This is a genomic window from Synechococcus sp. 8F6, from assembly GCF_002252665.1.
Taxonomy (GTDB): domain Bacteria; phylum Cyanobacteriota; class Cyanobacteriia; order PCC-6307; family Cyanobiaceae; genus Cyanobium_A.
Map to the genome: position 1 here is coordinate 309851 of NZ_NQKZ01000001.1, position 22573 is coordinate 332423.

Annotated in this window: 22 protein-coding genes and 1 tRNA gene; 12 read left to right on the forward strand and 11 right to left on the reverse strand. The window is 68.2% G+C overall.

The genetic code is table 11. The features are described from left to right. Nucleotides 1-6 precede the first annotated feature (6 nt). Both CJZ78_RS01580 and CJZ78_RS01585 read left to right on the forward strand, forming a co-directional pair. The gene (locus CJZ78_RS01580; RefSeq protein WP_094559230.1) at nt 7-1332 is read left to right on the forward strand and encodes a hemolysin family protein; all 1326 of its coding nucleotides are present in this window, start codon (nt 7-9) and stop codon (nt 1330-1332) included. Further along, nucleotides 1329-2321: a Gfo/Idh/MocA family protein gene (locus tag CJZ78_RS01585; protein WP_094559124.1), complete on the forward strand. Its 993-nt coding sequence runs from the start codon at nt 1329-1331 to the stop codon at nt 2319-2321. The genes CJZ78_RS01580 and CJZ78_RS01585 overlap by 4 nt, the downstream gene beginning before the upstream one ends. Here CJZ78_RS01585 and CJZ78_RS01590 read toward each other — a convergent pair. Then, the gene (locus CJZ78_RS01590; protein ID WP_094559125.1) at nt 2318-5560 is read right to left on the reverse strand and encodes a glycoside hydrolase family 15 protein; all 3243 of its coding nucleotides are present in this window, start codon (nt 5558-5560) and stop codon (nt 2318-2320) included. The genes CJZ78_RS01585 and CJZ78_RS01590 overlap by 4 nt on opposite strands. 63 nt (nt 5561-5623) lie before the next feature. Here CJZ78_RS01590 and CJZ78_RS01595 point away from each other — a divergent pair, with 63 nt between their 5' ends. Next, nucleotides 5624-6349, forward strand: a complete 726-nt coding sequence (locus CJZ78_RS01595; RefSeq protein ID WP_094559126.1) for a WecB/TagA/CpsF family glycosyltransferase — start codon at nt 5624-5626, stop codon at nt 6347-6349. Between the two features lie 29 nt (nt 6350-6378). Here the strand turns inward: CJZ78_RS01595 and CJZ78_RS01600 are convergent, their stop codons facing one another. Together CJZ78_RS01600 and tgt are read right to left on the reverse strand one after the other, a co-directional pair. Continuing rightward, complete coding sequence (locus tag CJZ78_RS01600; protein WP_094559231.1) at nt 6379-6522, reverse strand: photosystem II reaction center protein K; 144 nt, start codon at nt 6520-6522, stop codon at nt 6379-6381. Nucleotides 6523-6551: 29 nt separating this feature from the next. Beyond that, nucleotides 6552-7685: a tRNA guanosine(34) transglycosylase Tgt gene (tgt, locus tag CJZ78_RS01605; protein ID WP_094559127.1), complete on the reverse strand. Its 1134-nt coding sequence runs from the start codon at nt 7683-7685 to the stop codon at nt 6552-6554. Nucleotides 7686-7722: 37 nt separating this feature from the next. On the opposite strand from tgt, the gene CJZ78_RS01610 reads away from it, so the two are divergent. Then, the gene (locus tag CJZ78_RS01610) at nt 7723-8493 is read left to right on the forward strand and encodes an adenosylcobinamide-GDP ribazoletransferase (RefSeq protein ID WP_233128398.1); all 771 of its coding nucleotides are present in this window, start codon (nt 7723-7725) and stop codon (nt 8491-8493) included. Here CJZ78_RS01610 and CJZ78_RS01615 read toward each other — a convergent pair. After that, complete coding sequence (locus tag CJZ78_RS01615) at nt 8459-9544, reverse strand: sensor histidine kinase (RefSeq protein ID WP_369802003.1); 1086 nt, start codon at nt 9542-9544, stop codon at nt 8459-8461. The two genes, CJZ78_RS01610 and CJZ78_RS01615, sit on opposite strands and share 35 nt — an antisense overlap. A gap of 474 nt (nt 9545-10018) precedes the next feature. On the opposite strand from CJZ78_RS01615, the gene CJZ78_RS01620 reads away from it, so the two are divergent. Then, the gene (locus CJZ78_RS01620; RefSeq protein WP_094559128.1) at nt 10019-10390 is read left to right on the forward strand and encodes a DUF3155 domain-containing protein; all 372 of its coding nucleotides are present in this window, start codon (nt 10019-10021) and stop codon (nt 10388-10390) included. Nucleotides 10391-10402: 12 nt separating this feature from the next. Here CJZ78_RS01620 and CJZ78_RS01625 read toward each other — a convergent pair whose 3' ends face one another. Next, a complete protein-coding gene (locus CJZ78_RS01625; RefSeq protein WP_094559129.1) occupies nt 10403-11032 on the reverse strand; it encodes an alpha/beta hydrolase in 630 nt (209 codons plus the stop codon). 54 nt (nt 11033-11086) lie between these two features. Between CJZ78_RS01625 and purH the strand changes: the two genes are divergently transcribed. Then, nucleotides 11087-12655, forward strand: a complete 1569-nt coding sequence (gene purH, locus CJZ78_RS01630) for a bifunctional phosphoribosylaminoimidazolecarboxamide formyltransferase/IMP cyclohydrolase (RefSeq protein ID WP_094559130.1) — start codon at nt 11087-11089, stop codon at nt 12653-12655. 102 nt (nt 12656-12757) lie between these two features. Continuing rightward, on the forward strand, nt 12758-13222 hold the full coding sequence (locus tag CJZ78_RS01635; RefSeq protein ID WP_094559131.1) for a DUF4079 domain-containing protein: 465 nt from the start codon (nt 12758-12760) through the stop codon (nt 13220-13222). A 21-nt stretch (nt 13223-13243) separates the two neighbouring features. On the opposite strand, the gene CJZ78_RS01640 is transcribed toward CJZ78_RS01635, so the two are convergent. The 3 genes from CJZ78_RS01640 to sfsA form a co-directional block, all read right to left on the reverse strand. Continuing rightward, entirely contained in the window at nt 13244-13888 is a 645-nt protein-coding gene (locus tag CJZ78_RS01640) for a DUF1997 domain-containing protein (RefSeq protein WP_094559132.1), read from the reverse strand. A 154-nt stretch (nt 13889-14042) separates the two neighbouring features. Then, nucleotides 14043-15239 (reverse strand): 4-hydroxy-3-methylbut-2-enyl diphosphate reductase, encoded by a 1197-nt coding sequence (locus CJZ78_RS01645; protein WP_094559133.1) that lies wholly within the window; start codon nt 15237-15239, stop codon nt 14043-14045. A gap of 26 nt (nt 15240-15265) precedes the next feature. After that, complete coding sequence (gene sfsA / locus CJZ78_RS01650) at nt 15266-16030, reverse strand: DNA/RNA nuclease SfsA (RefSeq protein WP_094559134.1); 765 nt, start codon at nt 16028-16030, stop codon at nt 15266-15268. A gap of 75 nt (nt 16031-16105) precedes the next feature. Between sfsA and murJ the strand changes: the two genes are divergently transcribed. Continuing rightward, nucleotides 16106-17728, forward strand: coding sequence for a murein biosynthesis integral membrane protein MurJ (gene murJ, locus CJZ78_RS01655; protein WP_094559234.1), 1623 nt, complete (start codon nt 16106-16108; stop codon nt 17726-17728). Here murJ and CJZ78_RS01660 read toward each other — a convergent pair. The 3 genes from CJZ78_RS01660 to CJZ78_RS01670 are packed head-to-tail and all read right to left on the reverse strand — an operon-like array spanning nt 17725 to nt 18570. Next, nucleotides 17725-17985 carry a cytochrome-c oxidase gene (locus CJZ78_RS01660; protein WP_094559135.1) on the reverse strand — a complete coding sequence of 87 codons (261 nt, stop codon included), beginning with the start codon at nt 17983-17985 and terminating at the stop codon, nt 17725-17727. The two genes, murJ and CJZ78_RS01660, sit on opposite strands and share 4 nt — an antisense overlap. A 24-nt stretch (nt 17986-18009) precedes the next feature. Then, nucleotides 18010-18300: a DUF3181 family protein gene (locus CJZ78_RS01665; RefSeq protein ID WP_094559136.1), complete on the reverse strand. Its 291-nt coding sequence runs from the start codon at nt 18298-18300 to the stop codon at nt 18010-18012. A gap of 3 nt (nt 18301-18303) precedes the next feature. Then, nucleotides 18304-18570, reverse strand: coding sequence for a hypothetical protein (locus CJZ78_RS01670; RefSeq protein WP_094559137.1), 267 nt, complete (start codon nt 18568-18570; stop codon nt 18304-18306). Nucleotides 18571-18648: 78 nt separating this feature from the next. Between CJZ78_RS01670 and CJZ78_RS01675 the strand changes: the two genes are divergently transcribed. The 4 genes from CJZ78_RS01675 (at nt 18649) to CJZ78_RS01690 (ending at nt 22567) form a co-directional block, all read left to right on the forward strand. Then, nucleotides 18649-18722, forward strand: a tRNA-Arg gene (locus tag CJZ78_RS01675). Between the two features lie 96 nt (nt 18723-18818). Beyond that, complete coding sequence (gene glyA / locus CJZ78_RS01680) at nt 18819-20120, forward strand: serine hydroxymethyltransferase (protein ID WP_094559138.1); 1302 nt, start codon at nt 18819-18821, stop codon at nt 20118-20120. Nucleotides 20121-20184: 64 nt separating this feature from the next. After that, complete coding sequence (locus CJZ78_RS01685; RefSeq protein ID WP_094559139.1) at nt 20185-21282, forward strand: glycosyltransferase family 4 protein; 1098 nt, start codon at nt 20185-20187, stop codon at nt 21280-21282. A 4-nt stretch (nt 21283-21286) separates the two neighbouring features. Beyond that, nucleotides 21287-22567, forward strand: coding sequence for a competence/damage-inducible protein A (locus CJZ78_RS01690; protein ID WP_094559140.1), 1281 nt, complete (start codon nt 21287-21289; stop codon nt 22565-22567). Nucleotides 22568-22573: the final 6 nt, after the last annotated feature.

The following is a 22573-nucleotide window of genomic DNA, read 5'->3' on the forward strand; positions in this document are numbered from 1 at the left end:
CCCGTGATCCAACTCCTGGCGTTGGCCATCCTGCTGGCCCTGCTGGCGTTCTTTGCCGCTGGGGAATTCGCCCTGATTCGCCTGCGGCCAAGCCGGGTGCAGCAGTTGCAGGAGTCTGGCGAGCCCGGGGCCCAGGCCGTGGCGAAATTGCAGCATCGGCTGCGGCGGGTGCTCGTGGCCACCCAGTTGGGTGCGGCCCTGGCCCTGGTCGCCCTGGGTTGGGCGGGGCGCGGTCTGGCCGAGCGCTTGGGGGTCTGGCTGGGAAGCCAGAACGGGATGGGTACCGCTCCCCAGGGATGGCTGGATGCGGGCGTTTTTCTGCTGTTGGTGTTGCTGGCAACCGTGCTGGGCGGGCTGCTGCCCAAGGCCTGGGTGTTGCACCGGCCGGAGGTCTCAGCCCTGCGGCTGGCACCCCTGCTGGATTCCGTGATCCGTAGCCTGGCCCCGCTGCTGTCGTTGCTGGAGCGCTTCAGCGGCACCCTGTTGCGTCTGTTGGGGCTTCCCCGCAACTGGGATGAGCTGGTGCCGGTGCTCTCCGCCGGAGAGCTCGAAACCCTGATTGAAACCGGCAGTGTCACGGGTCTGATGCCCGATGAACGCAACATCCTGGAGGGGGTGTTTTCGTTGCGCGACACCCTGGTGCGTGAAGTGATGGTGCCGCGCTCCGGCATGGTCACCCTGCCGCTGGATGTGAGCTTTGCGGAGCTGATGCGGGAAGTGCACGACACGGCCCATGCCCGCTTTCCGGTGATCGGCAGCTCCCTTGACGACGTGCGTGGCCTGCTGGACCTGCGGCGTCTGGCCGATCCGATGGCCCGGGGCCTGCTTAGTGCCGACACGCCCCTGGCCCCTTACATCACCCCGGTGGCCCGGGTGCAGGAGAGCACCCCCCTGGCCGAGCTGTTGCCGCTGATTCGCAGTGGTCAGCCCCTGCTGGTGGTGGTGGACGAGCACGGCGGCACCGAGGGCCTGGTGACCGTGGTCGACCTCACCAGTGAGATCGTTGGAGATGAGGACGATTCCCTCGAGGCGGCTCAGGATCTGCAGCAACTGGGCGAGGGCTGCTGGTCGGTGGCGGGTGATCTCGAGATCTTTGAACTCAACCGGCAGCTGGGCCTGCAGTTGCCCGAGGCGGAAGGCCATCACACCCTGGCGGGCTTCCTGTTGGAGCGTCTCCAGCACATCCCTGCCCCGGGCGAGGGCCTGCGCTGGAAGGGGCATCAGTTTCGGGTGTTGGCCATGGATGGGCCCCGCATCGAACGGGTGCAGATCGAGCGCCCGGTGGCGGAGCCGATCCCTGATAATGCGCCCAGCCGTGAGCCCCAGCCATGAACCCTGTGCGCGTGGGTGTCATCGGCATCGGCAACATGGGCTGGCACCACGCCCGGGTGCTGAGCCTGATCAAGGATGCCCAGTTGGTCGGCGTGGCCGACCCGGATGCGGTCCGCGGTGAGCTGGCGACCCAGCAGTTCGGCTGTCGCTGGTTCCCGTCCTATGAGGCGATGCTGCCGGAGGTGGACGCGGTCTGCATTGCCGTGCCCACCCTGCTGCATCACCGGGTGGGCCTGGCCTGCCTCAAGGCGGGCGTGCACGTGCTGATCGAGAAGCCGATTGCCGCCAGCCAGGAGGAAGCCTCGGAGTTGATCCAGGCGGCCGAAGCGGCCGGGCGGCTGCTGCAGGTGGGCCACATTGAGCGGTTCAACCCCGCCTTCCGCGAGTTGGTGAAGGTGGTGGCCAATGAGGAGGTGGTGGTGCTGGAGGCCCGGCGCCACAGTCCCAACGCCGATCGGGCCAACGACGTGTCGGTGGTGCTCGACCTGATGATCCACGACATCGATCTGGTGCTGGAACTGGCCGGGGCCCCGGTGATTCGGTTGGCGGCCGCCGGCGGGCGCAGCGCTGAAGGTCCGATCGATTACGTCAACGCCACCCTGGCCTTTGCCAACGGGGTGGTGGCGAGCCTCACGGCCAGCAAGATGGCCCACCGCAAGATCCGCAGCCTCTCGGCCCACTGCCGGAGCAGCCTGGTGGAAACCGACTTTCTCAACCGCACCCTGCACATTCACCGCCGTGCCCATGAATCGGTGAGCGCCGACCATGGCGAGTTGGTGTATCGCTCCGATGGCGTGATCGAGGAGGTGAGCACCACGTCCATCGAGCCCCTCTACGCCGAGCTTGAGCACTTTCTGCAGTGTGTGCGCGGCGTGGACACTCCTGCGGTGGGTGGTGTGCAGGCCTCCCGGGCCCTGCTGCTCGCCGATCTGATCGAGCAGTGTGTGGAGCAGCCCAACCTCTGCATGAGTCTTGAGGTGCCGATCTAGGTCGCTTTGGCTGGGTCGGTGAGCTGGCGTAGGGCTTCGAGTTGCCAGCGGCGGCAGTCGCCAGGCGACGCCAGGTAGAAGGCATCCCAGGCTTCCGCCTTGTGCAGGCCGTACTGCTCTGCTGCGATGTCGGGATGGCGTTGTTGCCAGCCCACCCGCACGGCATGCCCGATCACCACGTCCAGCACCAGGTCGTCGTCAAACACCACCTCGGGGTTGGCGCCCACGAACGCGATCAAGGTGATCAGGGTTTCGGTGCAGAGCTGGCGGTAGTCGGGGGCTTCGATTTTGCTCAGCAGGTGATCGACGAGGGCGGCGAAGTTGCGTTCGCCGGGGGTCTTTTCGCTCAGCAGCGGCGCACTGTCGAGGCGGTTGCGCTTCTCGAGTTTGTCGCCGATCACGATGCCGCGGCAGTGGTGCAGCAGATCCCAGATGCCGGGGTAGAAATCGCGGGGTACACGGCCCAGGGCCCCAAGCCGCAGTCGGTGTTGCAACCAGCAGCCCTCCTTCGGCAGTTCCTCAAGCGGATCGGGCACGTCCCAGCGCACCCGGCCGCTCACATGCAATTGCTCCTTGCGCTGCAGGGCGGCCTTGGCGTGCTCCAGGTCGGCCAGCACCGCCCGCAGGCGGCGTTGGATGGCGTGGGGAGGCTGGTCGCAGAGGGCCTCAAAGGCATCGATCGGGCTTCGATCGGTTTCGGTGGCCAGTTCACTGGTGAGCAGCAGCAGCAGTTGACCCAGTTGCAGGGTGAGGCTGCCGCTGAGCAGCGCTGGCTCGTGGCGGGCCAGGCCATCGAGGGCGAGCAGCAGCTCCTGCTGCAGCATCCATTCCCGGCCGTCTTCACCGCTGAAGCGCTTGATCATGGCGGCGATGCTGGCGCTGCCCTGGGGTTCGCTGATGCGGGAGTCGCTGGTGTAGTTGCGCCCCACCACCACCTGCTTCTGGCGCACCAGCAGGTCGGTGAGGGCGTCCTCCAGCTGGGGATGCACCAGATCGAGGGCCCCGGCGACGCGCCGCACCACGTTCCAGTCGGCTTCGGCCAGGGCCCGGCGGTACACCTCTTCCAGCAGCGCCTGCAGGCGCACCGGCTGGTTGCCGGCGGGCCCCTGCAGGCGTGAATCGGGGCCCAGGCGACGCACCAGCTGTTCGAGCACTTCGCCCTGCTCTTCCAGAGAGGAACTGCGCCAGAGCCGTTCGGCGAGGTCGCCGATGCTGATGTCCTGGCGCTCGAGGTCCTGCTCTTCGCGGGCCGACAGCGGCGCCTGGCTGGTGCTGGCCCGCAGCAGGGTGGGGGCCGGGGGCTGGGGCAGCGTTGCCAGGCCCGCCTGGGGTGGTAGCTCCACCCAGCTGCCCTGGTCCAGCAGGTCCGTCAGGCTGCCCAGTTGCACCGGCACGCCGTCCAGCAGGCCAGTCTGTAACTCCCTCCCTAGCCGCAGAAAGGCCTCCGGGTTGGCCTGGAGGGCCCCTTCGGCCACCGGGATCAGCAGCAAGGGCGCGCCGCTGCCCCGCCAGTGGCGCTGCAGCAGCCGCAGCTCGGCTATCACGGCATCCACCAGTTGTTCCGGATCGTCGGCGAGGTAGAAGGTGTCCTCCTCCAGCACGGCCGGCAGGAAGGCCAGCCTGGTGTCGCCCTGGCGGTAGAGCCGGGCCGTGGCCATGGTTTCCATCCGCACTGGCGGGTGGCCGCTCAGCCCTAGGGCCGGGTTGGCGCCCACCTGGGCCATGCGCTGGGCCAGCTCCTGGGAGCTGCCGATCCGTATGGCCGTGGCGTGCTCAGCGCCGTGGGCCAGCGGCAGGCCAGCGGCTTGCAGGGCCGCGGCGATGCCGGCATGGGCCGGCACCAGGGCCACCAGCACCTGGTCGGCCCCGAAGGGGCTGGGCCGGCGGCGGCCGATGGGGTCGAGGTCGTCCGGGCTGATCAGCCCGTGCAGCAGCAGGTCGGCGAGCCAGGTGAGGCTCTGGGTCCAGAGCAGCGGCACGTTGGGATTGGCCACCCGGGGCTGGCTGCCCGGCTGGCGCCGTTCGGCCTCGATCGCCTTCTCGGGCACCAGATAGAGCTCGGGAAGCAGCGCTCCCCCCTCCTGCTCCAGGCTCACCTCCGCCAGGCGCTGCCGCCACTGACGGGCCTCATCCCAGCGCTCCTCGCAACAGGCGGTGACCAGCTCGTAGGCCCAGAACAGGGGCCACTCGCATTCGATGTGCTCGAACTGGGCCAGCTCCTCCCGCTCGTAGTGCAGGCGGGTGTGGTCTTCGACCACGGTCTGGTGGCCATCGCGGCGGAAGCGCTTGTAGCCGTATGTGCCGCCTAGCTCGGCGCGGATCTTGGCGCGGGTGCGCTCCGCCAGCTGGGGATCTTCCACCGCCCAGGCGGGGTAGCCGATCACCGAAAGACAGGCGCTGTCCACCTCCTTGCTGGCCGACTCGCGCGGCAGTAGGCCGCGCAGCGCCCGCCGCAGCCGCACGATGGCGTCGTGGGGGATCACCAGGCAGCAGCTTCCATCGCCGTGGGGGCCGTAGAGATCAAGGCCTTCGAGGGCTTCCAGGGCCGCCTTCACCAGGCCGATGGAACTGGCATTGCGCTCCGGCAGACCGTGGTTGCCCTTGTCACCGCGCTCCCAGATGCCGTAGTCGGCCACGCGGTAGGCGCGAGCCACGTAGTACACCAGGTTTTGCACGAAGTCGCATTCGTGGCTGCTCTGCACCACCACCAGCCCCGAGCGGGTCAGCTGAGCCAGCTGCAACAGAAACAGCGCCGTGGCGTCGAGCTGCAGATGCCCCCAGCCGTCGTCGGCCACCACGGGGCCACCGCTGGCTGTGTCGAACTTGGCGTGGATGGCGTGCAGCCGGTGCAGGCTGTGCTTGAACCGCTCCACCTTCGGGGCCTGGCGCAGCATGGCATTGAGCAGGCCGCGCATCAGCTGCAGCACCCGCCCTTCGAGCTCATAGACCCGACGGCTCGGTCCCCGCAGCCGGCGATGGGCGAGGGCCAGTCCCCAGACGCATTGAATCGAGTAGATGCAGTCGCGAACCCAGGCGTCGGCGTAATTGCCGTGCACGGTGTGGGCTGTGCTGGCGGGCAGGAGGCCCGTGATCGGGTGCTGCCGGCTCAGCACCACCCGATCGATCTGCTGATCGAGCTCCTGCAGCACGGCCCAGGCTTCGGCAGGATGGGTACCGATCGCTTCTGTTGAGGCGCTCGTTCCCGTGATTGGCCCCGAGATTGGCAGGGATTGCGCCATGGGTGCACCAGTGCCAGTGGCATGCCAGCCACTAATTCTCCACCCCCACCCCCCCCCGCCCCTATGGCAGCAACGGCAACCGAACCACAGCGCACCAGCGTTCTGGGGGTTCCGGTGGATGTCTGCGCCGACGTGGGCGAAGCGGCCCTGGCCCTGTGGCAGCGGGGCGGCGGCCAGATCGTCACCCTCAATGCCGAAATGACGATGGCGGCCAAGGCCGACCCTGCCCTGGGCGCGGCAGTTGCTTCGGCGGCCTTGGTGATTCCCGACGGTGCGGGGGTGGTGTGGGCCCTGGGCCGCCAGGGTTTCCGGGTGCGCCGCAGTCCCGGCATTGAGCTGGCCCGCAACCTGCTGGCCCATGCCGCTGCCCACGGATGGAGGGTGGCCCTGGTGGGCGGCTCGCCGGCGGTGATGGAGCAGCTCACCGCCCGCCTGCGCCAGGAGCTCCCCGGGCTGCAGCTGGTGCTCAGCGCCCACGGCTACCAAAGCACCGAGGCTTGGCCGGGCCTGGAGCAGCAGCTGGTCGGCGCCCGGCCTGATCTGGTGTTGGTGGCCCTCGGCGTGCCGCGGCAGGAAACCTGGATTCAGCAGCTGCCGGGGCGCCGGGGTGGTCTCTGGATGGGCGTGGGCGGCAGCTTTGACGTTTGGGCAGGGGTCAAAAAAAGAGCCCCCACCTGGATGGGAGCTCTACAGATCGAGTGGTTGTACCGCTTGGTGCAGGAGCCGAGCCGCTGGCGGCGCATGCTGGCTCTGCCGGCCTTTGCCTGGGCGGTGCTGCGGCAGGGTTAAGGCCCGTTGGCTCGGCGGAAACCCACCGCTCAGCGGAAACCCACAGAGGCCTGCCACACGAAGGCCAGCAGCAGGAAAAACAGGGGGATGATCGGCAGGATGTCCACCAGGGGGCCGAAGGCCTGGTAGGCCTCGGGGAGCTGGGCCAGGGTCTGCAGGGTGTAGGCGGCCATCCCGGAAATCACTGCGCGTGAGGCGGACGCTACCACGTGTGGGCGGCTGGGGAATCGGCGTCCCACGGAGCGAAATCCTCTGCAAAACAGCCGTCCTGGATCGCCCGGCCCATGGCGCTGCTGAAGCGCCCCAGCTGGGTGATGTTGTGCAGGCTCAACAGGATCTTGCCCAGCAGCTCCTCGCTCTTGATCAGATGGTGCAGGTAGGCCCGGGTGTGGTTCCGGCAGGCCGGGCAGGGGCAGCTGGCATCCATGGGGGTGTGGTCGTGGCGGAAGCGGGCGTTCTTGAGGTTCCAGCGCTCGCCGCCCACCAGGGCAGCGCCGTGGCGCCCCAGCCGGGTGGGGATCACACAATCAAACAAGTCGAAACCATTGGCCACCGCGATCGCCATCTCCCGCAGGGTGCCCACGCCCATCAGGTAGTGGGGCTTTTCCTCCGGTAGCAGCGGCCCCAGCTGACGCACGATCCGGTGCATCTCTTCGGTGGGCTCGCCCACGCTCACGCCGCCCACGGCGATGCCAGGCAGGTCCAGTGAGGCCACCATCCGCGCCGATTCCTGGCGCAGATGGGGGAAGCAGCCGCCCTGCACGATGCCGAACAGGGCCTGATCGGGCTTGGTGTGGCTGGCGATGCAGCGCTCCAGCCAGCTGTGGGTGCGGCGGCAGGCGGCGGCCACATCCGCTTCGCTGGCGGGGTAGGGCGGGCATTGGTCGAAGGCCATGGCCACGTCGGCCCCCAGAGCCATCTGGATCGCCATCGAGCGCTCGGGGGTGAGCTCGATCCGGGCCCCGTCGCGGGGGGAGCGGAACACCACGCCGTGGTCGTTGATCGTGTTGATGTCGCCCAGGCTGAACACCTGGAAGCCGCCGGAATCGGTGAGCATCGGGCCGTCCCAGCCCATGAAGCGGTGCAGGCCGCCGGCGTCGGCCACGATCGCCTCGCCCGGCTGCAGATGCAGGTGATAGGTGTTGGAGAGCACCATCTGGGCGCCGGTGGCGCGCAGTTGATCCGCCGTGACCCCCTTCACCGTGGCCAGGGTGCCCACCGGCATGAACCGGGGCGTGGTCACCACGCCATGGGGCGTGTGGAAGCAGCCGCAGCGGGCCCGGGTGCGTTGGCAGCGGGCCGTGATGGCGAAGGAAAAGGCGGGTGGGAAGCTGATTGCGCCGAACCGGTGCTGTTCTGACGCTAGGTGTCGCTTGCCGAAGCCTTTCTCTGGGTGGATTCCTGGCTGGCTCGCCGATCTGGCGGGGGCCTGGGTGTTTTATTCCGTGCTGCCGGCCTGGCCCGGGGTGCCGCTGCGCTTTGAGCGCATCGCCCGCTTTGGTCCCCTGATCGGTCTGGTGCTGGGCGGGCTGCAGGCCCTGTTCTGGGGGCTGTCGGCGGGCTGGTTGCCGCTCGGGGCCCAGGTGGCCGTGGTGCTGGCCCTCGGGTTGAACCTCACCGGTGGCCTGCACGTGGATGGGGCGATGGACACCGCTGATGGGCTGGGCGCCGGCCCCCGGGCCCTGGAGGCGATGGCGGACAGCCGCGTGGGCGCTTCAGGGGTGCAGGCCCTGGCCGTGCTGCTGCTGCTGCGGGCGGCGGGTCTGCTGTGCCTGGCAGCCGCCGCGCCACCGGCCCTGCTCTGGGCTGCCTTCTGGGGCCGGGTGGCCCCCCTTGTGGCCATCCAGTGGTTCCCCTATCTGCGAAAGCAGGGCAGCGCCGGTTTTCACCGGCAGCACTGGCGGGGGCTGGCAGCGGAACTGGCGCCGGCGCTGCTGGTGCTGCTGCTGGCGCTGGTGCTGTGGGGTTGGCTTGGCGGCTCCCCTCCGCAGGTGATCGGCCTGGTGCCGGCGCTGCTGGTCCCTCTCTGGCTGGGGCGCCGTCTCGGGGGCCACAGCGGCGACAGTTACGGCGCCTGCGTGGAGTGGGCCGAAAGCCTGGCGCTGCTGCTTAGTGGTCTGGGGCTGCGGCTCCTGGCAGCCTGAGGCAAAAGGCATTGCCCTGCGGTGGCAGCTCCGGCGCCACGGCGGCGGGTGGTACCACCAGGTTGAGTTCGCCGCCAAGGCTGCGGGCCAGGTCTCGGCCCAGGGCCAGTCCCAGCCCCGTGCCCGGCAGATTCTGACCATCACGCCCCCGAACGCCCCGCTCGAAGATCGTCTCCCGTTCCTCGGGCACAATCGGCGCGCCGCCGTCCCAGACCGCCAGTTGCCAGGCACCTCCCGCGAGGGGCTGGCAGTGCAGGCCAATGGCGCTGCCGGCGGGGCTGTAGCGGAAGGCGTTTTCCAGCAGGTTGGCCAGGATTTCGGCCACAGCGCCGCTGTCGCCGTGCCAGTCGGGCATGCGGGCAGGCGGCTGCCAGGGGCGACCCTGCAGGGCGGCGGTGGCGGAGGCCCGCTGCAGCAGTGGCTCCAGCCAATCTGGCAGGGGTTGGCCCTCCGGTCCCACCAGCCCTGGCGGAAGCAGCAGGGGCTGGGCCGCCTCGCCGGAGACCACCGGTGTCGTGCTGCGGCCCAGCTGGCTGAGGGCATCGACGTAGCGGTTGAGCTGGCGCTCCTCGGCCAGCAATCCCTCCACCAGGGGGCGGTTCTGGCCGTCCTGGTCCAGGCGCCGCAGCAACAGCTGGCCAAAGGTGCGCAGGGCGGCCAGGGGGTTGCGCAGTTGGTGAAGCAACAGGCCCAGCTCCGCCTCCTGTTGCTTCAGGGTCTGCTGCAGCCGCTGTTGTTCCAGGTCGAGGCAGAGAGCTTCGGTGAGACACAGGGCTACGGCCTGCAGTCGCTGGCCAAGGGTGTCGGGCCACGGCAGCGTGCTGGTTTCCACCTGGATGGCCCCCAGCAGCACGTTGTGGTGACGCAGCGGCAGCCAGCGCCGTTGTTCGGCCGGCAAGCGCAGCGGGCTGCTTGCCTCCACGGCCGGGAGGGCTCGGCCATCGCTGGGCCACTGGCCAATGGGAACCAGGCTTGGGGCGCTGCCGTTGCCGGGCTGGGTGACGTACACCACCAGCGACTGCAGATCACCCCGGTCGGCGAACTGGGCCAACTGAAAGCGAAGCAGGCTCAAAAACCTTTCGGAGACTTGCATCTGAGCCAATCAACCGCCGCCCTGCCGAAAAAATTTCAAGAGGGCGTGGGAAAACCGAGAAAAAGTCTTAAGATCTTTGGTATCGACCAATACGACGCGGTCCGCAAGCGGGCAGCGGCTCAACGTCGTGACGCCCACACACCTTTGTTGCCCTTTCCGGTAATTGAGGCTACAGCAGAGACAGATCCGACTTTTTGCCGATCCATGCTCTCTGTTGTTCGCAACCCGAATGGGCGGGTTGCGGTGTCACTGACCTTTTGGGCCGGCTGACGCTTCCGGGCATCAGAACGTTTGGACGTCGTCCGTGCTGCCGGTTTTCCGGCTGCCTGGGCGGGCTGAGTCACGGACCCTGCGCATGTTTTGCGCTCCCATGGTTCGTTCCCCTCCGGTTTCTCCTCGTCCCCTCACTTCTCCCCCCGCGGGAGCCGCTCAATGTCCAAGAAGCGCAAGCGGATCAGCCGTCGCCGGCTCGCCGGCCAGCGGGTACTGGCCCATGTCCCCACCTTCAACCTGGAAACGGGTTCCCACAAGCCGGTCACAGCGGCCCGCCGCTACATCGCCGAGGAGCTGCTGGTGCCCCCCGCGATCCTCAACGTGCGCCGCAACGAGCACACCACCGATCGCTTCTTCTGGGGCGAGAAGGGCCTGTTCAGTGCCCAGTACGCCGAAGAAAATCATTTCCTGTTCCCTTCGCTGCGTTCGATCGTCGATCGCATCGGTGAAGACGTTCTGTTCGAAGGCATCGAAGCCCTCGCCGCCGATGACTGGGAGGAAATGGAAGAGTACGAATACGCCTTCGTCTGACAGGCGATCTCCTCAGGCCGGCCACTGGCCGGCCAGGTAATGGCGCAGGGCTGGAAACAGGCTGGTGTCGATGGTGTGACCACCGGCAAAGCCGATCAGGTCAGTCTCAATTCCACCTTGGCGCAGTTGCTCCTGCAGCGCTTCGCTCGCCCCATAGGGCACCACCGGATCCTGTTCGCCATGGGTGAGCAGGATCTTTTTGATGGTCTGTGCGCCGGGCTGCCAATCCGGATGGGGATAGCCGCTGCAGCTGATCAGTCCGGCCAGGGGCAGACCTGCTCCGGATGTGCTCACATCCAGGGCCATGGCAGCCCCCTGGGAGAAGCCCAGCAGCACCGTCTGCTCCAGGGGCACCTCGGAGGCAAGCTGCTCCAGCCGTTGGCGCAGATGGGTCCGGGCCGCGGGCAGCTGGGGCCAGTTCGGCTGCTGCAGGTCGTACCACTGGCGGCCGCTGCCGCCCGGGTGGGGCAGGGGTGCCCGCAGCGCCACCACGCTTACCGCGGGCTCCACCAGTAGCTCAGCCAGGTCGAGCAGGTCATCGGCGTCGGCGCCCCAGCCGTGCAGCAGCACCAGCCGCCGCTCGCTCTGGTGAGGGCCCAGCCGGATCAGGTTGTCGCTGGCGGGGCTGCTGGGGGCGGTCATGGCGCGGGTGCTGCTGCTGCGTAGGTTGGCTCCAGACCAACATCCTTGGCAGCCATGGCCCCCACGGCCCTACTCAGCGTCTCCAACAAGGAGGGATTGGAGCCCCTGGCCCAGGGGCTGCTGGAGGCCGGCTACGCCTTGATTTCCAGTGGCGGCACCGCGGCTGCGCTCCAGGCCGCCGGGTTGCCCGTCACCAAGGTGGCGGAGCACACCGGGGCCCCTGAGATTCTGGGGGGACGGGTGAAGACCCTGCACCCCCGCATCCACGGCGGCATCCTGGCCAAGCGGGCTGAGCCCGGCCATCAGGCGGATCTGGCGGCCCAGGGCATCGCCCCGATTGATGTGGTGGTGGTCAACCTCTACCCCTTCCGCGAGACCGTGGCCGATCCGGCGGTGGCGTTCGACACCGCGATCGAAAACATCGACATCGGCGGGCCAGCCATGGTGCGGGCGGCCGCCAAGAACCATGCCGATGTGGCGGTGCTCACCAGCCCCAGCCAGTACGGCTCCTTTCTCGAGGCCCTGCGGGCTGGCGCCCTGACCCCAGCCCTGCGCCGCCGCCTGGCGCTGGAAGCCTTTCAGCACACCGCCAGTTACGACGCGGCGATCAGCACTTGGCTGGCCGCCCGTCTGGAGGCAGACGCTGCGGAGGAGGCGGCTGCTGCTGAGGGGGCGGCGCCCCTGCGACTCGAGCTGCCCGCTCGCCAGAGCCTGCGCTACGGCGAAAACCCCCATCAACAGGCCACCTGGCACAGCGAGCCCGCTGCCGGCTGGGGCGCCGCTGACCAATTGCAGGGCAAGGAGCTCAGTTACAACAACCTGATCGATCTCGACGCGGCCCTCGCCACGGTGCGGGAGTTTGGCTACGGCCCTGGAGCCGAGCCGGCCGCCGTGGTGGTCAAGCACACCAATCCCTGCGGGGTGGCCACAGGCCGCGATGGCGCCGATGCCCTCACCCGGGCCCTGGATGCCGATCGGCTCTCGGCCTTTGGCGGCATTGTGGCGCTCAACCGCCCGGTGGATCTGGGGGCCGCGGAGCAGCTCGGCAGCCTGTTTCTTGAGTGCGTAGTGGCGCCGGGCTTTGATGCTGCGGCCCGGGAGCGGCTGGCTTCCCGCACCAATCTGCGGCTGCTGGAGCTGGCCCCCGAAGCGATCGCGCGGGCCTCGCGGCGGCAGCTGCGCAGCCTGCTCGGCGGTGTGTTGGTGCAGGCACTCGACGACCAACTGGTGGAGGAGAGCGCTTGGCAGGTGGTGAGCGAGCGCCAGCCCACCAGCACGGAATTGAACGACCTGCGCTTTGCCTGGAAGCTGGTGCGCCACGTGCGCTCCAATGCCATCACCGTGGCCCGGGATGGCCAGAGCCTGGGCATCGGCGCCGGCCAGATGAACCGGGTGGGCTCAGCCCGGCTGGCCCTGGAGGCAGCCGGCGACAAAGCCCGCGGTGCGGTGCTGGCCAGTGATGGCTTCTTCCCCTTCGACGACACCGTGCGCCTGGCCGCAGGCCATGGCATCAAAGCCGTGATCCAGCCTGGCGGCAGCGTGCGCGATGCCGACTCGATTGCGGCCTGCAATGCTCTGGGCCTGGCGATGGTGGTCACCGGCCAGCGCCATTTCCTCCACTGAAGTCCCCCGGTGGGCGGGGTGAGCTGTAGCTTCGCTCCGACACCGCTCTGCCCAGCTCCCGGTTTTCATCGCCGGTGCCCATCGCCAGCCCCCTCCGACGCCATGCCTGAAGCGCTCGCTTACAACCTCAACTTTCTCCATCCCCTGCTGATGGGTGGTCTGCTGGCCCTGTCGGGCTACGGGATGTTCCTGGGTATCAAGGCCAAGAAAACCCGCACCGCCGACGCTGAAACCCGCAAGACCCTGATCAAGGGCCAGTTCGCCAAGCGCCATTTCCAGATCGGCAGCCTGATCCTGGTGCTGATGGTGCTGGGCACCTTCGGCGGCATGGCCGTCACCTACCTGAACAACGGCAAGTTGTTTGTGGGGCCCCACCTGCTGGTGGGCATCGGCATGACCTGCCTGATCGCCCTGGCCGTGGCGCTCACCCCGTTGATGCAGCAGGGCAACCTGATTGCCCGCAAGGCCCATGTGGGCCTGAATATGGCGATGATGACCCTGTTTCTCTGGCAGGCCGTGAGCGGACTGCAGATCCTCAACAAGATCTGGGAGAACAGACCCGCCTGAGCCTTCAGTCCGCCTGAGCCCTCAGAACTGGGCGTACCGCCGGGGCGGGCAGTCGAGGTTGTGGCTGGCGTGAAAGTCTTCCTGCACCTTCCAGGTGAGTTTCCGGGAGATCTGTCGCACGATCTGCTTCAGCAGGTGGTCGCCGCTCGACTGCACCAGCCCGTCGGGCAGCAGGGTGATCACCCCTGGCAGGCGGATCCAGACGCAGAGGTCGAGTTCCCAGCGCACCAGGGTCAGCGGCCGAGAATCGTCGGCCTCGTCGAGGCGCAGTGAGGCGTTGAACTCGACGTCGTAGAGACCGTCCAGGGCGGGATCGCCGCCGTGGTTCGGCACCGTGAGGATTCGGTAGAGCCCCTGGTCCTGGGGCAGCAGTTCCAGGCCGATGGTGGGCTCCACTTCAAAGCCGAAGTTGCCAAAGGTGCCAAGCGTCAGGGCGTAGCCCTGGCAGCCCAGGGGCTGCACGGTCATCGGCGCAGCGCAGCGACGGAACCAGCCCTCGTGGTGATCCAGGTAGTGGGCGACCACGGGCGCGCTGGCCCGCATTTCCATCACGTCGGCGAAGGCACTGGCGTAGCGCCGCACCCGGGAATCATCGCTGTGGCGCAGCAACGGGGACGCGCTCACGGCTCTCGTCGCCGGGCTGTCGTCGGCCGGAGTCAGGTCCATGTCCAGCGGTGCGGTCGACAACAGCAAAGACAACAGCGGCGACTCCTGGCGATGGACCCGCCGAAGACGGATCCGCTCGATCTTTAATCAATGTAAAGCCACTGCAGCGACCTTTCGGGGCCTGCTGTGACACCCGGACACCCACGGGCCGGACTCACGCGGCGCAGAGTTCGATCAGCCGCTCAATGACGTCTTCCACCACCCGATCTGGGGTGGAGGCTCCGGAGGTGATGCCCACCCGGATCGGGCCCTCGGGCAGGAAGGGCAGCTCAGTTTCCAATTCGCCGCCTAGGGGCATGTGCTCGATCCGGTTGCCGGGCCCGATGCGCTCAGGGGTGTCGATGTGGAAGGAGCGGATGCCCCGGCTGACGGCGATCTCCTGCAGGTGGGTGGTGTTGGAGGAGTTGTAGCCCCCGATCACGACCATCAGATCCAGCGGTTCATCCACCAGGGCGAAGATGGCGTCCTGGCGCTCCTGGGTGGCGTCGCAGATGGTGTTGAAGGCCAGGAAGTGCTCGTTGAGCTCGGTGGGGCCGAAGCGCTGCAGCATGGTGCGCTCGAACAGGCGGCCAATCTCCTCGGTTTCACTCTTGAGCATGGTGGTCTGGTTGGCCACCCCCACCCGGATCAGGTCGCGGTCGGGATCGAAGCCGGGGGAGCAGGCTTTGGCGAAGCGCTGCATGAAGGCCTCACGATCCCCCTTGCCGAGGATGTAGTCGCTCACCATCTGGGCCTCGGCCAGGTCGAGCACCACCAGGTAGGTGCCGGCGAAGCTGCTGGTGGCCAGGGTTTCCTCGTGCTTCACCTTGCCGTGAATGATCGAGGTGAAGGCGTGCTTCTTGTGCTTCTCCACCGTGTTCCACACCTTGGAGACCCAGGGGCAGGTGGTGTCGACGATGTGACAGCCGCGCTCATTGAGCAGTTGCATCTCCTGAACGGTGGCGCCGAAGGCCGGCAGGATCACCACATCGCCGCTGGCCACCTCGGAGAAGTCCTTCACGCCGTCTTCCACGGAGATGAACAGCACGTTCATCTCGCGCAGGTGATCGTTCACCGAGGGGTTGTGGATGATTTCATTGGTGATCCAGATCCGCTCGGTGGGGTAGTGGCGGCGGGTTTCGTAGGCCATGGCCACGGCTCGCTCCACCCCCCAGCAGAAGCCAAAGGCTTCGGCCAGCCGCACGGTGAGCCGACCGCGCTGCAGGGTGTAGCCGTTGTCGCGCAGTTTGGCGATCAGATCGCTTTGATACGCCTTCTCCAGGCTGCCGGCCACCTCGTCGCCCAGGCCGAAGCCGCGGCGGTTGTAGCGCTCCGAGTGGTGCAGGGAGCGTTTGAAGGCGCGGGTATCCACAACAGCCGGAGCTTGGGGCTCCGACTCTATGGGCGGCCGGCGGGGCCTTGTCGTTCCACGCTGGCCAGCCCCTGCCAGCTCACCGTGCTGGCCGTGAAGCAGTAACGGCAGGGCAGCACCTCCACGCCGGCGTCCAGGGCCTGGCGAAACAGGACGCCGTAGCGCGGATCGGCCGCGTCGCCAGGGGCAAAGCGCGTCACGTCGCTGCGGCTCAGGCAGGGCACCAGCACGGCCCGGCTCGCGGGCAGCAGGGCCATCAACTCCAAGAGATGTTTCTGGCCCCGCTCGGTCACGGTGTCGGGGAACAGGCCCAACTCGCCATGGGTCCAGGTGGTGTTCTTGACCTCCAGGTAGATCGGTCGGGGATCGGCGGCGCCATCGGCCGGGGTGAGCAGCAGGTCGATGCGGCTGCGGCGCCCTTCGCCGTAGGGCACCTCCGCCCGAATGCTTGCGATCGGGCCCAGCCAGGGCTCCAGGCAGCCGGCTTCGATCGTGGCCCGCACCAGCCGGTTGGGCAGGGCTGTATTGATGCCCACCCAGATCGGCTCTCCCGCGGCGCCCTGCACCTCGGCCTGCTCCCAGGTCCAGGCCAGCTTGCGGCTCGGCGAGGGGGCATGGCGCAGCCGCACCCGGCCGCCGGGATGGAGCACGCCGGTCATGGGACCGGTGTTGGGGCAGTGGGCCGTCACCACCTCGCCGTTCTCCAGCTCCACATCGGCCAGGAAGCGTTTGTACCGCTTCACCAGGGTGCCCTCCACCAGCGGGTCGAGGCTGAGCACGGGGGTGGCCATGGCGGGTGGGCTGGGTTGCAGCGGTGCAAGCCAGCCATACTGCCGCTCAACTCCCAGGGCCCAGGGCCCCTCTGGATGGCGAAGTCCCTGCGGCGCATTGCCCTGATCGTGGCGGTGGCCACCGCCCTCAGCAAGGTGGCGGGCTTGGTGCGCCAGCAGGTGATCGCCGCCGCCTTTGGCGTGGGCATTGCTTACGACGCCTACAACTACGCCTATGTGCTGCCCGGCTTTCTGCTGATCCTGCTGGGTGGGATCAATGGTCCTTTCCACAGCGCCATGGTGAGCGTGCTGGCGCGCCGGCCCCGTGCCGAGGGTGCCCACGTGCTGGCCGCGATCAACACCCTGGTGGGTGCGGCGCTGATTGGCGTCACCGTGCTGCTGTTCGTTTTTGCCGATCCGCTGATCACCCTGGTGGGCCCGGGTCTCGATGCTGTGCGCCACGAGGTGGCTGTGCTGGAGCTGCGCTGGATGGCGCCGATGGCCTTGTTTGCCGGTTTGATCGGTTTGGGTTTCGGGGCGCTGAATGCCGCCGATGAGTTTTGGTTGCCTTCGGTGAGCCCGCTGCTCTCCAGCGTGGCGGTGATCGCCGGGCTGGGGATCCTGTGGTGGCAGCTGGGCCCGGCGATCGCCTTGCCCGAATACGCCATGGTGGGCGGCGCCGTGCTGGCCGGCACCACGCTGCTGGGGGCGGTGTTCCAGTGGCTGATTCAGCTGCCGGCCCTGGCCAAGCAGGGGTTGCACAGGTTTCAGCTGGTGTGGGACTGGAAGCACCCCGGCGTGCAGGAGGTGTTGCAGGTGATGGGCCCAGCCACGCTTTCTTCGGGCATGTTGCAGATCAACGTGTTCACCGATCTGTTCTTCGCCTCGGGAATCGTGGGGGCGGCGGCTGGCCTGGGCTACGCCAACCTGCTGGTGCAGACGCCCCTGGGCCTGCTCTCCAACGCCCTGCTGGTGCCCCTGCTGCCGGTGTTCGCCCGGCTCACGGCTCCGGCCGATCGCCCTGAGCTGATCGGCCGCATCCGCCAGGGCTTGATGCTCTCCAGTGCCTCGATGCTGCCCCTGGGGGCGCTGATGGTGGCCCTGGCCGGTCCGATCGTGGCGCTGATCTATGAGCGGGGGGCTTTCAACGCCAGCGCCGCCGCCCTGGTGGGCGGGCTGCTGATGGCCTACGGCGTGGGCATGCCGGCCTATCTGGGGCGGGATGTGCTGGTGCGGGTGTTCTACGCCATGGGCGATGGCACCACGCCTTTCCGCTTCTCGGTGGCTGGCATCGGCCTGAACGTGATCTTTGACTGGTTGCTGGTGGGCGGGCCCACTCCCTGGGGGCTGCAGCTGCCGGCCCTCAACTTCGGCGCGCCGGGCTTGGTGCTGGCCACCGTGGCGGTGAACCTGATCACCTGCGGCGGGCTGCTGCTGGCCCTGCAGCGGCGGCTGGGCGGGCTGCCATTGCGGCTGTGGGGTCGCGACAGCCTGCTGCTGCTGGGATCAGCTCTGCTGGCGGGACTGGCGGCCTGGGCTCTGGCGATCGGGGTGGCCTGGCCGCAGCACCTCTGGGGCCGGCTGCTGGAGTGCGGCTTTGCCGGAGGCCTGGGGCTGCTGGTCTATGGCCTGCTGGCCAGCTGGGCTGGGGTGCCTGAGGTCAGCGATTTGATGGCCCAGCTGCGCGGCAGGCTTCCGCGGCTTGGCGCGCCGCGCTAAGGATCCAGGCGGACCTCCCGCTCGGCCCGCACCTGCACGGGGATTTCCAGGTGCGAACGGCCCAGCATCTGGGGCCCATCCACCGAAAAGATGCGGGCTTCGATGCCGAACTCCTTGAAGGCGGTTTCGAGTTCCTGGATCAGGGCCTTCTCCACCTGGGCCTCGGCATCCACCACCTTGCCGATCAGGCGCCCGCCCAGGCGACCCATGCGTTGGCGCACCACGTCGCGGGCGTTGGTGACCTCAATGACCAGCACAGCCCGTCGCCAGGTGGCGCAACCTTATCGGCAAAACGGCTCCAGCACCTCTTCGAGATCGCGCAGCTGGCCGGCCGGCACCAACCGCGCCAGGGGCAGGCGCGTCGGCCCGCCACCGATGGGCACCTGCACCGCTTCAAGCGCCTGACGCGCGCACACGCCAGCCCCCTGGTCGAGGCGGCCGGCACATTCGATGGCCAGAGTCTGGGCCAGGCCGGCATCGCCGAGGTAGAGATGCCAACCCGCCACCTGCAGGTACAGGCGATCGGCCAGGGCCAGTTCGAGCTCCTTGAGATCAGCGGCGTTGAGGGTCATGGCTCAGGGTTTGTCGGATGGCTCGGGGCTTCTGGCTTCGGGGCTCGGGCGCAGGGCGATCACCGTTCCAATGTGCACCAGCAGCACCGCCAGCCAGCTGAGGGTGAGCCAGTTGAGGTGGTCCCAGGGGTGGCGCAGTTCCTGCACGACCCACAGGCCGCTGTTGAGGGCAGCAAATAAGGCGGCGTGGAGCGTGAGATTCACGATCCGCTCGAAGTGCCTGTAGGTGGGGTCTTCGGGGTTGGCGGGGCCGTACCAGCGGATGGGCATGGGCGGAGTGGCGGGGGAGGGCGGCGGATGGCAGGTTGATTGACGGATGGGCCCTCCGTGCGGTGAAAATGGACCCATGCGCTTGTAGCTCAGCGGATTAGAGCATCTGACTACGGATCAGAGGGTCGGGAGTTCGAATCTCTCCAGGCGCGCTTCTTTTCACAACCGCTTCCGGGCGGTTTTTTTGTGCCCTTCGCTCGGCTTTGGGAGTGCTTCTTTACGATCGTCGTACGAACGAACCCTTCACCATGGCCCATTCCGGCGGTGCTGCCCTGAACCAGTCCCTCGCCGCCGGTGATCCTGCCATCGCCGCGCTGATTGCCAAGGAGCTGGAGCGCCAGCAAACCCATCTCGAGCTGATCGCTTCGGAAAACTTTGCCTCCCGCGCCGTGATGGAGGCCCAGGGCTCGGTGCTCACCAACAAGTACGCCGAGGGCCTTCCCGCTAAGCGCTACTACGGCGGCTGCGAGCACGTGGATGCCATCGAGGAGCTGGCGATCGCGCGGGCCAAGGAGCTGTTTGGTGCCGCCTGGGCCAACGTGCAGCCCCACAGCGGCGCCCAGGCCAACTTTGCGGTGTTTCTGGCGCTGCTGCAGCCCGGCGACACGATCCTCGGCATGGACCTCAGCCACGGCGGCCACCTCACCCACGGCTCGCCGGTGAACGTGAGCGGCAAGTGGTTCAAGGCCGTGCACTACGGCGTGGATCCCGACACCCAGCAGCTCAACTTCGACACGATCCAGCAGCTGGCCCTGGAGCACAAGCCCAAATTGATCGTGTGCGGCTACTCCGCCTACCCGCGCACCATTGATTTCCAGGCCTTCCGCGCCATCGCCGATGAGGTGGGCGCGGTTTTGCTGGCCGACATAGCCCACATCGCCGGCCTGGTGGCTGCCGGCGTGCATCCCAACCCTGTGCCTGTCTGTGATGTGGTCACCACCACCACCCACAAGACCATGCGCGGACCCCGCGGCGGCCTCGTCCTCTGCCGCGATGCCGAGTTCGGCAAGCAGTTCGACAAGGCCGTGTTCCCCGGCAGCCAGGGCGGCCCGCTCGAGCACGTGATCGCCGCCAAAGCGGTGGCCTTTGGCGAGGCGTTGCAGCCCTCCTTCAAGGCCTACAGCCAGCAGGTGGTGGCCAACGCCCAGGCCCTGGCGGCCCGCATCCAGGAGCGCGGCATCGCCGTGGTCAGCGGTGGCACCGACAACCACATCGTGTTGCTCGATCTGCGCAGCATCGCCATGACCGGCAAGGTGGCCGACCTGCTGGTGAGCGATGTGCACATCACCGCCAACAAGAACACGGTGCCCTTTGATCCCCAGTCGCCGTTTGTGACCAGTGGCCTGCGCCTCGGCACGGCCGCTTGCACCACCCGCGGTTTCGACGAGGCTGCTTTCCGCGAGGTGGCCGATGTGATCGCCGATCGCCTGCTCAACCCCGAAGACAGCTCCATCGAGCTGCGCTGCCGCGAGCGGGTGGCAGCGTTGTGTGAGCGCTTTCCGCTCTACGGCGAACTCGCCGATGCGCAGCGTCAGCTGCAGCACGCCTGATCCCGGCATACACCCGTAAGGTGGGCCCCAAAGGCCGCCCCCCGGCTTCCTTCGGTCTGGCCCTGTGACCCTCGCCTACAGCCCTAACGCGGCCGCCCTGCTGACTTTCGCGGTGGCGGCCTTGTGCACGGCTCTGGTGGTCCCGCTGGTGCGGTACCTGGGGCTGCGTTGGGGGCTGGTGGATGCACCCGACCCCCGCAAGCAGCACACCACGCCGATGGTGCGGCTCGGTGGGGTGGGCATCGTGGTGGCCTTCAGCCTGGCCCTGGGCCTCACCTGGGTGTTTGGGGGCTTTGCCGATCTGGCCGCCGAAAAAGACCAGTTGATCTGGACCACCCTGGCCGGGGCCCTCTGTTTTTTCCTGATCGGTCTGGCCGACGACCTGTTCGCCCTACCGCCCCTGCCCCGGCTCGGCGGCCAGTTGGCGATTTCGATGCTGGTGTGGAACGAGGGGGTGCGGATCGGCAGCATCGAGTTGCCGATGGGCTGGCTCGGGGGGGCGGATCTGCAGCTACCCCTGCCCGACTGGTTGAGCCTGTTGGCCACCTTGATCTGGCTGGTGGGCATCACCAATGCGATCAACTGGCTGGATGGGCTCGATGGCCTGGCGGCTGGCGTGAGCGGCATCGCCGCGATTGGCCTGCTCTCGGTGAGCTTCAGCCTGCACCAGCCGGCCGCTGGCCTACTGGCCGCGGCACTCGCCGGCAGCTGCCTGGGCTTCCTGCGCCACAACTTCAACCCCGCCCGCATCTTCATGGGCGATGGCGGCTCCTATTTCCTCGGTTTTGCCCTGGCCGCGATCAGCATCGTTGGCCCGGCCAAGGGGCTCACCAGCGTCAGCCTGCTGCTGCCCCTGCTGATCCTGTCGCTGCCGCTGGCCGACATGTCGGCGGTGATCATGGGGCGCCTCAGCGAGGGCCACTCCCCTTTCTATCCCGACCGGCGTCACCTGCACCACCGCCTGCTGCGCACGGGCCTGAGCCACCGGCGCACGGTGCTGGTGATCTATGCCTTCACCCAATGGCTGGCGTCGCTGGCGCTGGTGCTGGTGAATGCCGAGATGCGCTTTCTCTGGCTGGCCTTGGCTACCGCGGTGTTGATCTGGGTGCTGGTGACCACGCGCCGGACCCTGCAACGGCCAGCAGCCAGCTCGGAGCGCTGAGGTCGTGAGCGCCGAGATCCTCTGCATCGGCACCGAGCTGTTGCTGGGCAACATCACCAATGGCAATGCCCGCTGGCTGGCGGAGCAGCTGGCGGCCCTGGGCATTCCCCATCACCGCCAGAGCGTGGTGGGCGACAACCGCGAGCGCCTGATCTTGGCGGTGCGAGAGGCGGCCGGCCGCTGCCGGGTGTTGATCACCACCGGTGGGCTCGGCCCCACGCCCGACGACCTCACCACCGCGACCCTGGCGGCCGCCTTCGACACGCCCCTAGTGGAGCACCCCGACATCTGGGCGGAGATCCAGGCCCGCATCGCTGCCCGCGGGCGGGTGTGCTCCCCCAGCAACCGCCAGCAGGCCTTTCTCCCCCAGGGGGCTCAAGTGTTGCCCAATCCCACCGGCACGGCGCCGGGGATGATCTGGACCCCGCCCGCTGGAGCGGGGATCCAGCCCGGTTTCACGGTGCTCACCTTCCCTGGGGTGCCCAGCGAGATGGAGGCGATGTGGCAGGCCACTGCCGCACCCTGGTTGCGTGCCGCTGGTCTGGCCGAGGGGGTGTTTGCCAGCCGCATGCTGCGCTTCTGGGGCGTGGCTGAATCGACCCTGGCCGATCAGGTGGCCGATCTGCTGGAGCAGGCCAACCCCACCGTGGCTCCCTATGCCGGCGCCGGCGAGGTGAAGCTGCGGCTCACCGCCCGGGCCACCAGCACGGCTGAGGCCGAGGCGCTGCTGGTGCCGCTGGAGGCCGAGATCCGCGCCCGCACCGGCGCGGCCTGCTTTGGTGCCGACGACGATTCCCTGGCTTCGGTGGTGCTGGAGCAGCTGCGGCGGCGGGGCGAGACCCTGGCAGTGGCGGAGAGCTGCACCGGCGGAGGGCTCGGCGCGTCCCTGGCGGCGGTGCCGGGGGCGTCCGATGTGTTTCTGGGCGGGGTGATCGCCTATGCCAACGGGGTCAAGCAGGGGCTGCTGGGGGTGCCGGCGGCGCTGCTCGAGAGCCACGGTGCCGTGAGCGATCCGGTGGCGATGGCCATGGCCGAGGGCGCCCGCCGGGCCACCGGGGCCACCTGGGCGATTGCCGTGACCGGCATCGCCGGCCCCGCTGGTGGCAGCGCCGAGAAGCCGGTGGGGCTGGTTCATCTGGCCATCGCTGGCCCCGATGGCTGCAGCAGCGAGGGGGTGCGCTTCGGATCGAGCCGCGGACGCGCCTGGATCCAGCGGCTCACGGCCGGTGAAGCGCTCCATCGCCTGCGTTCACGCCTGCTGGTGACCCACGACGCTTACTTGTGAACCACA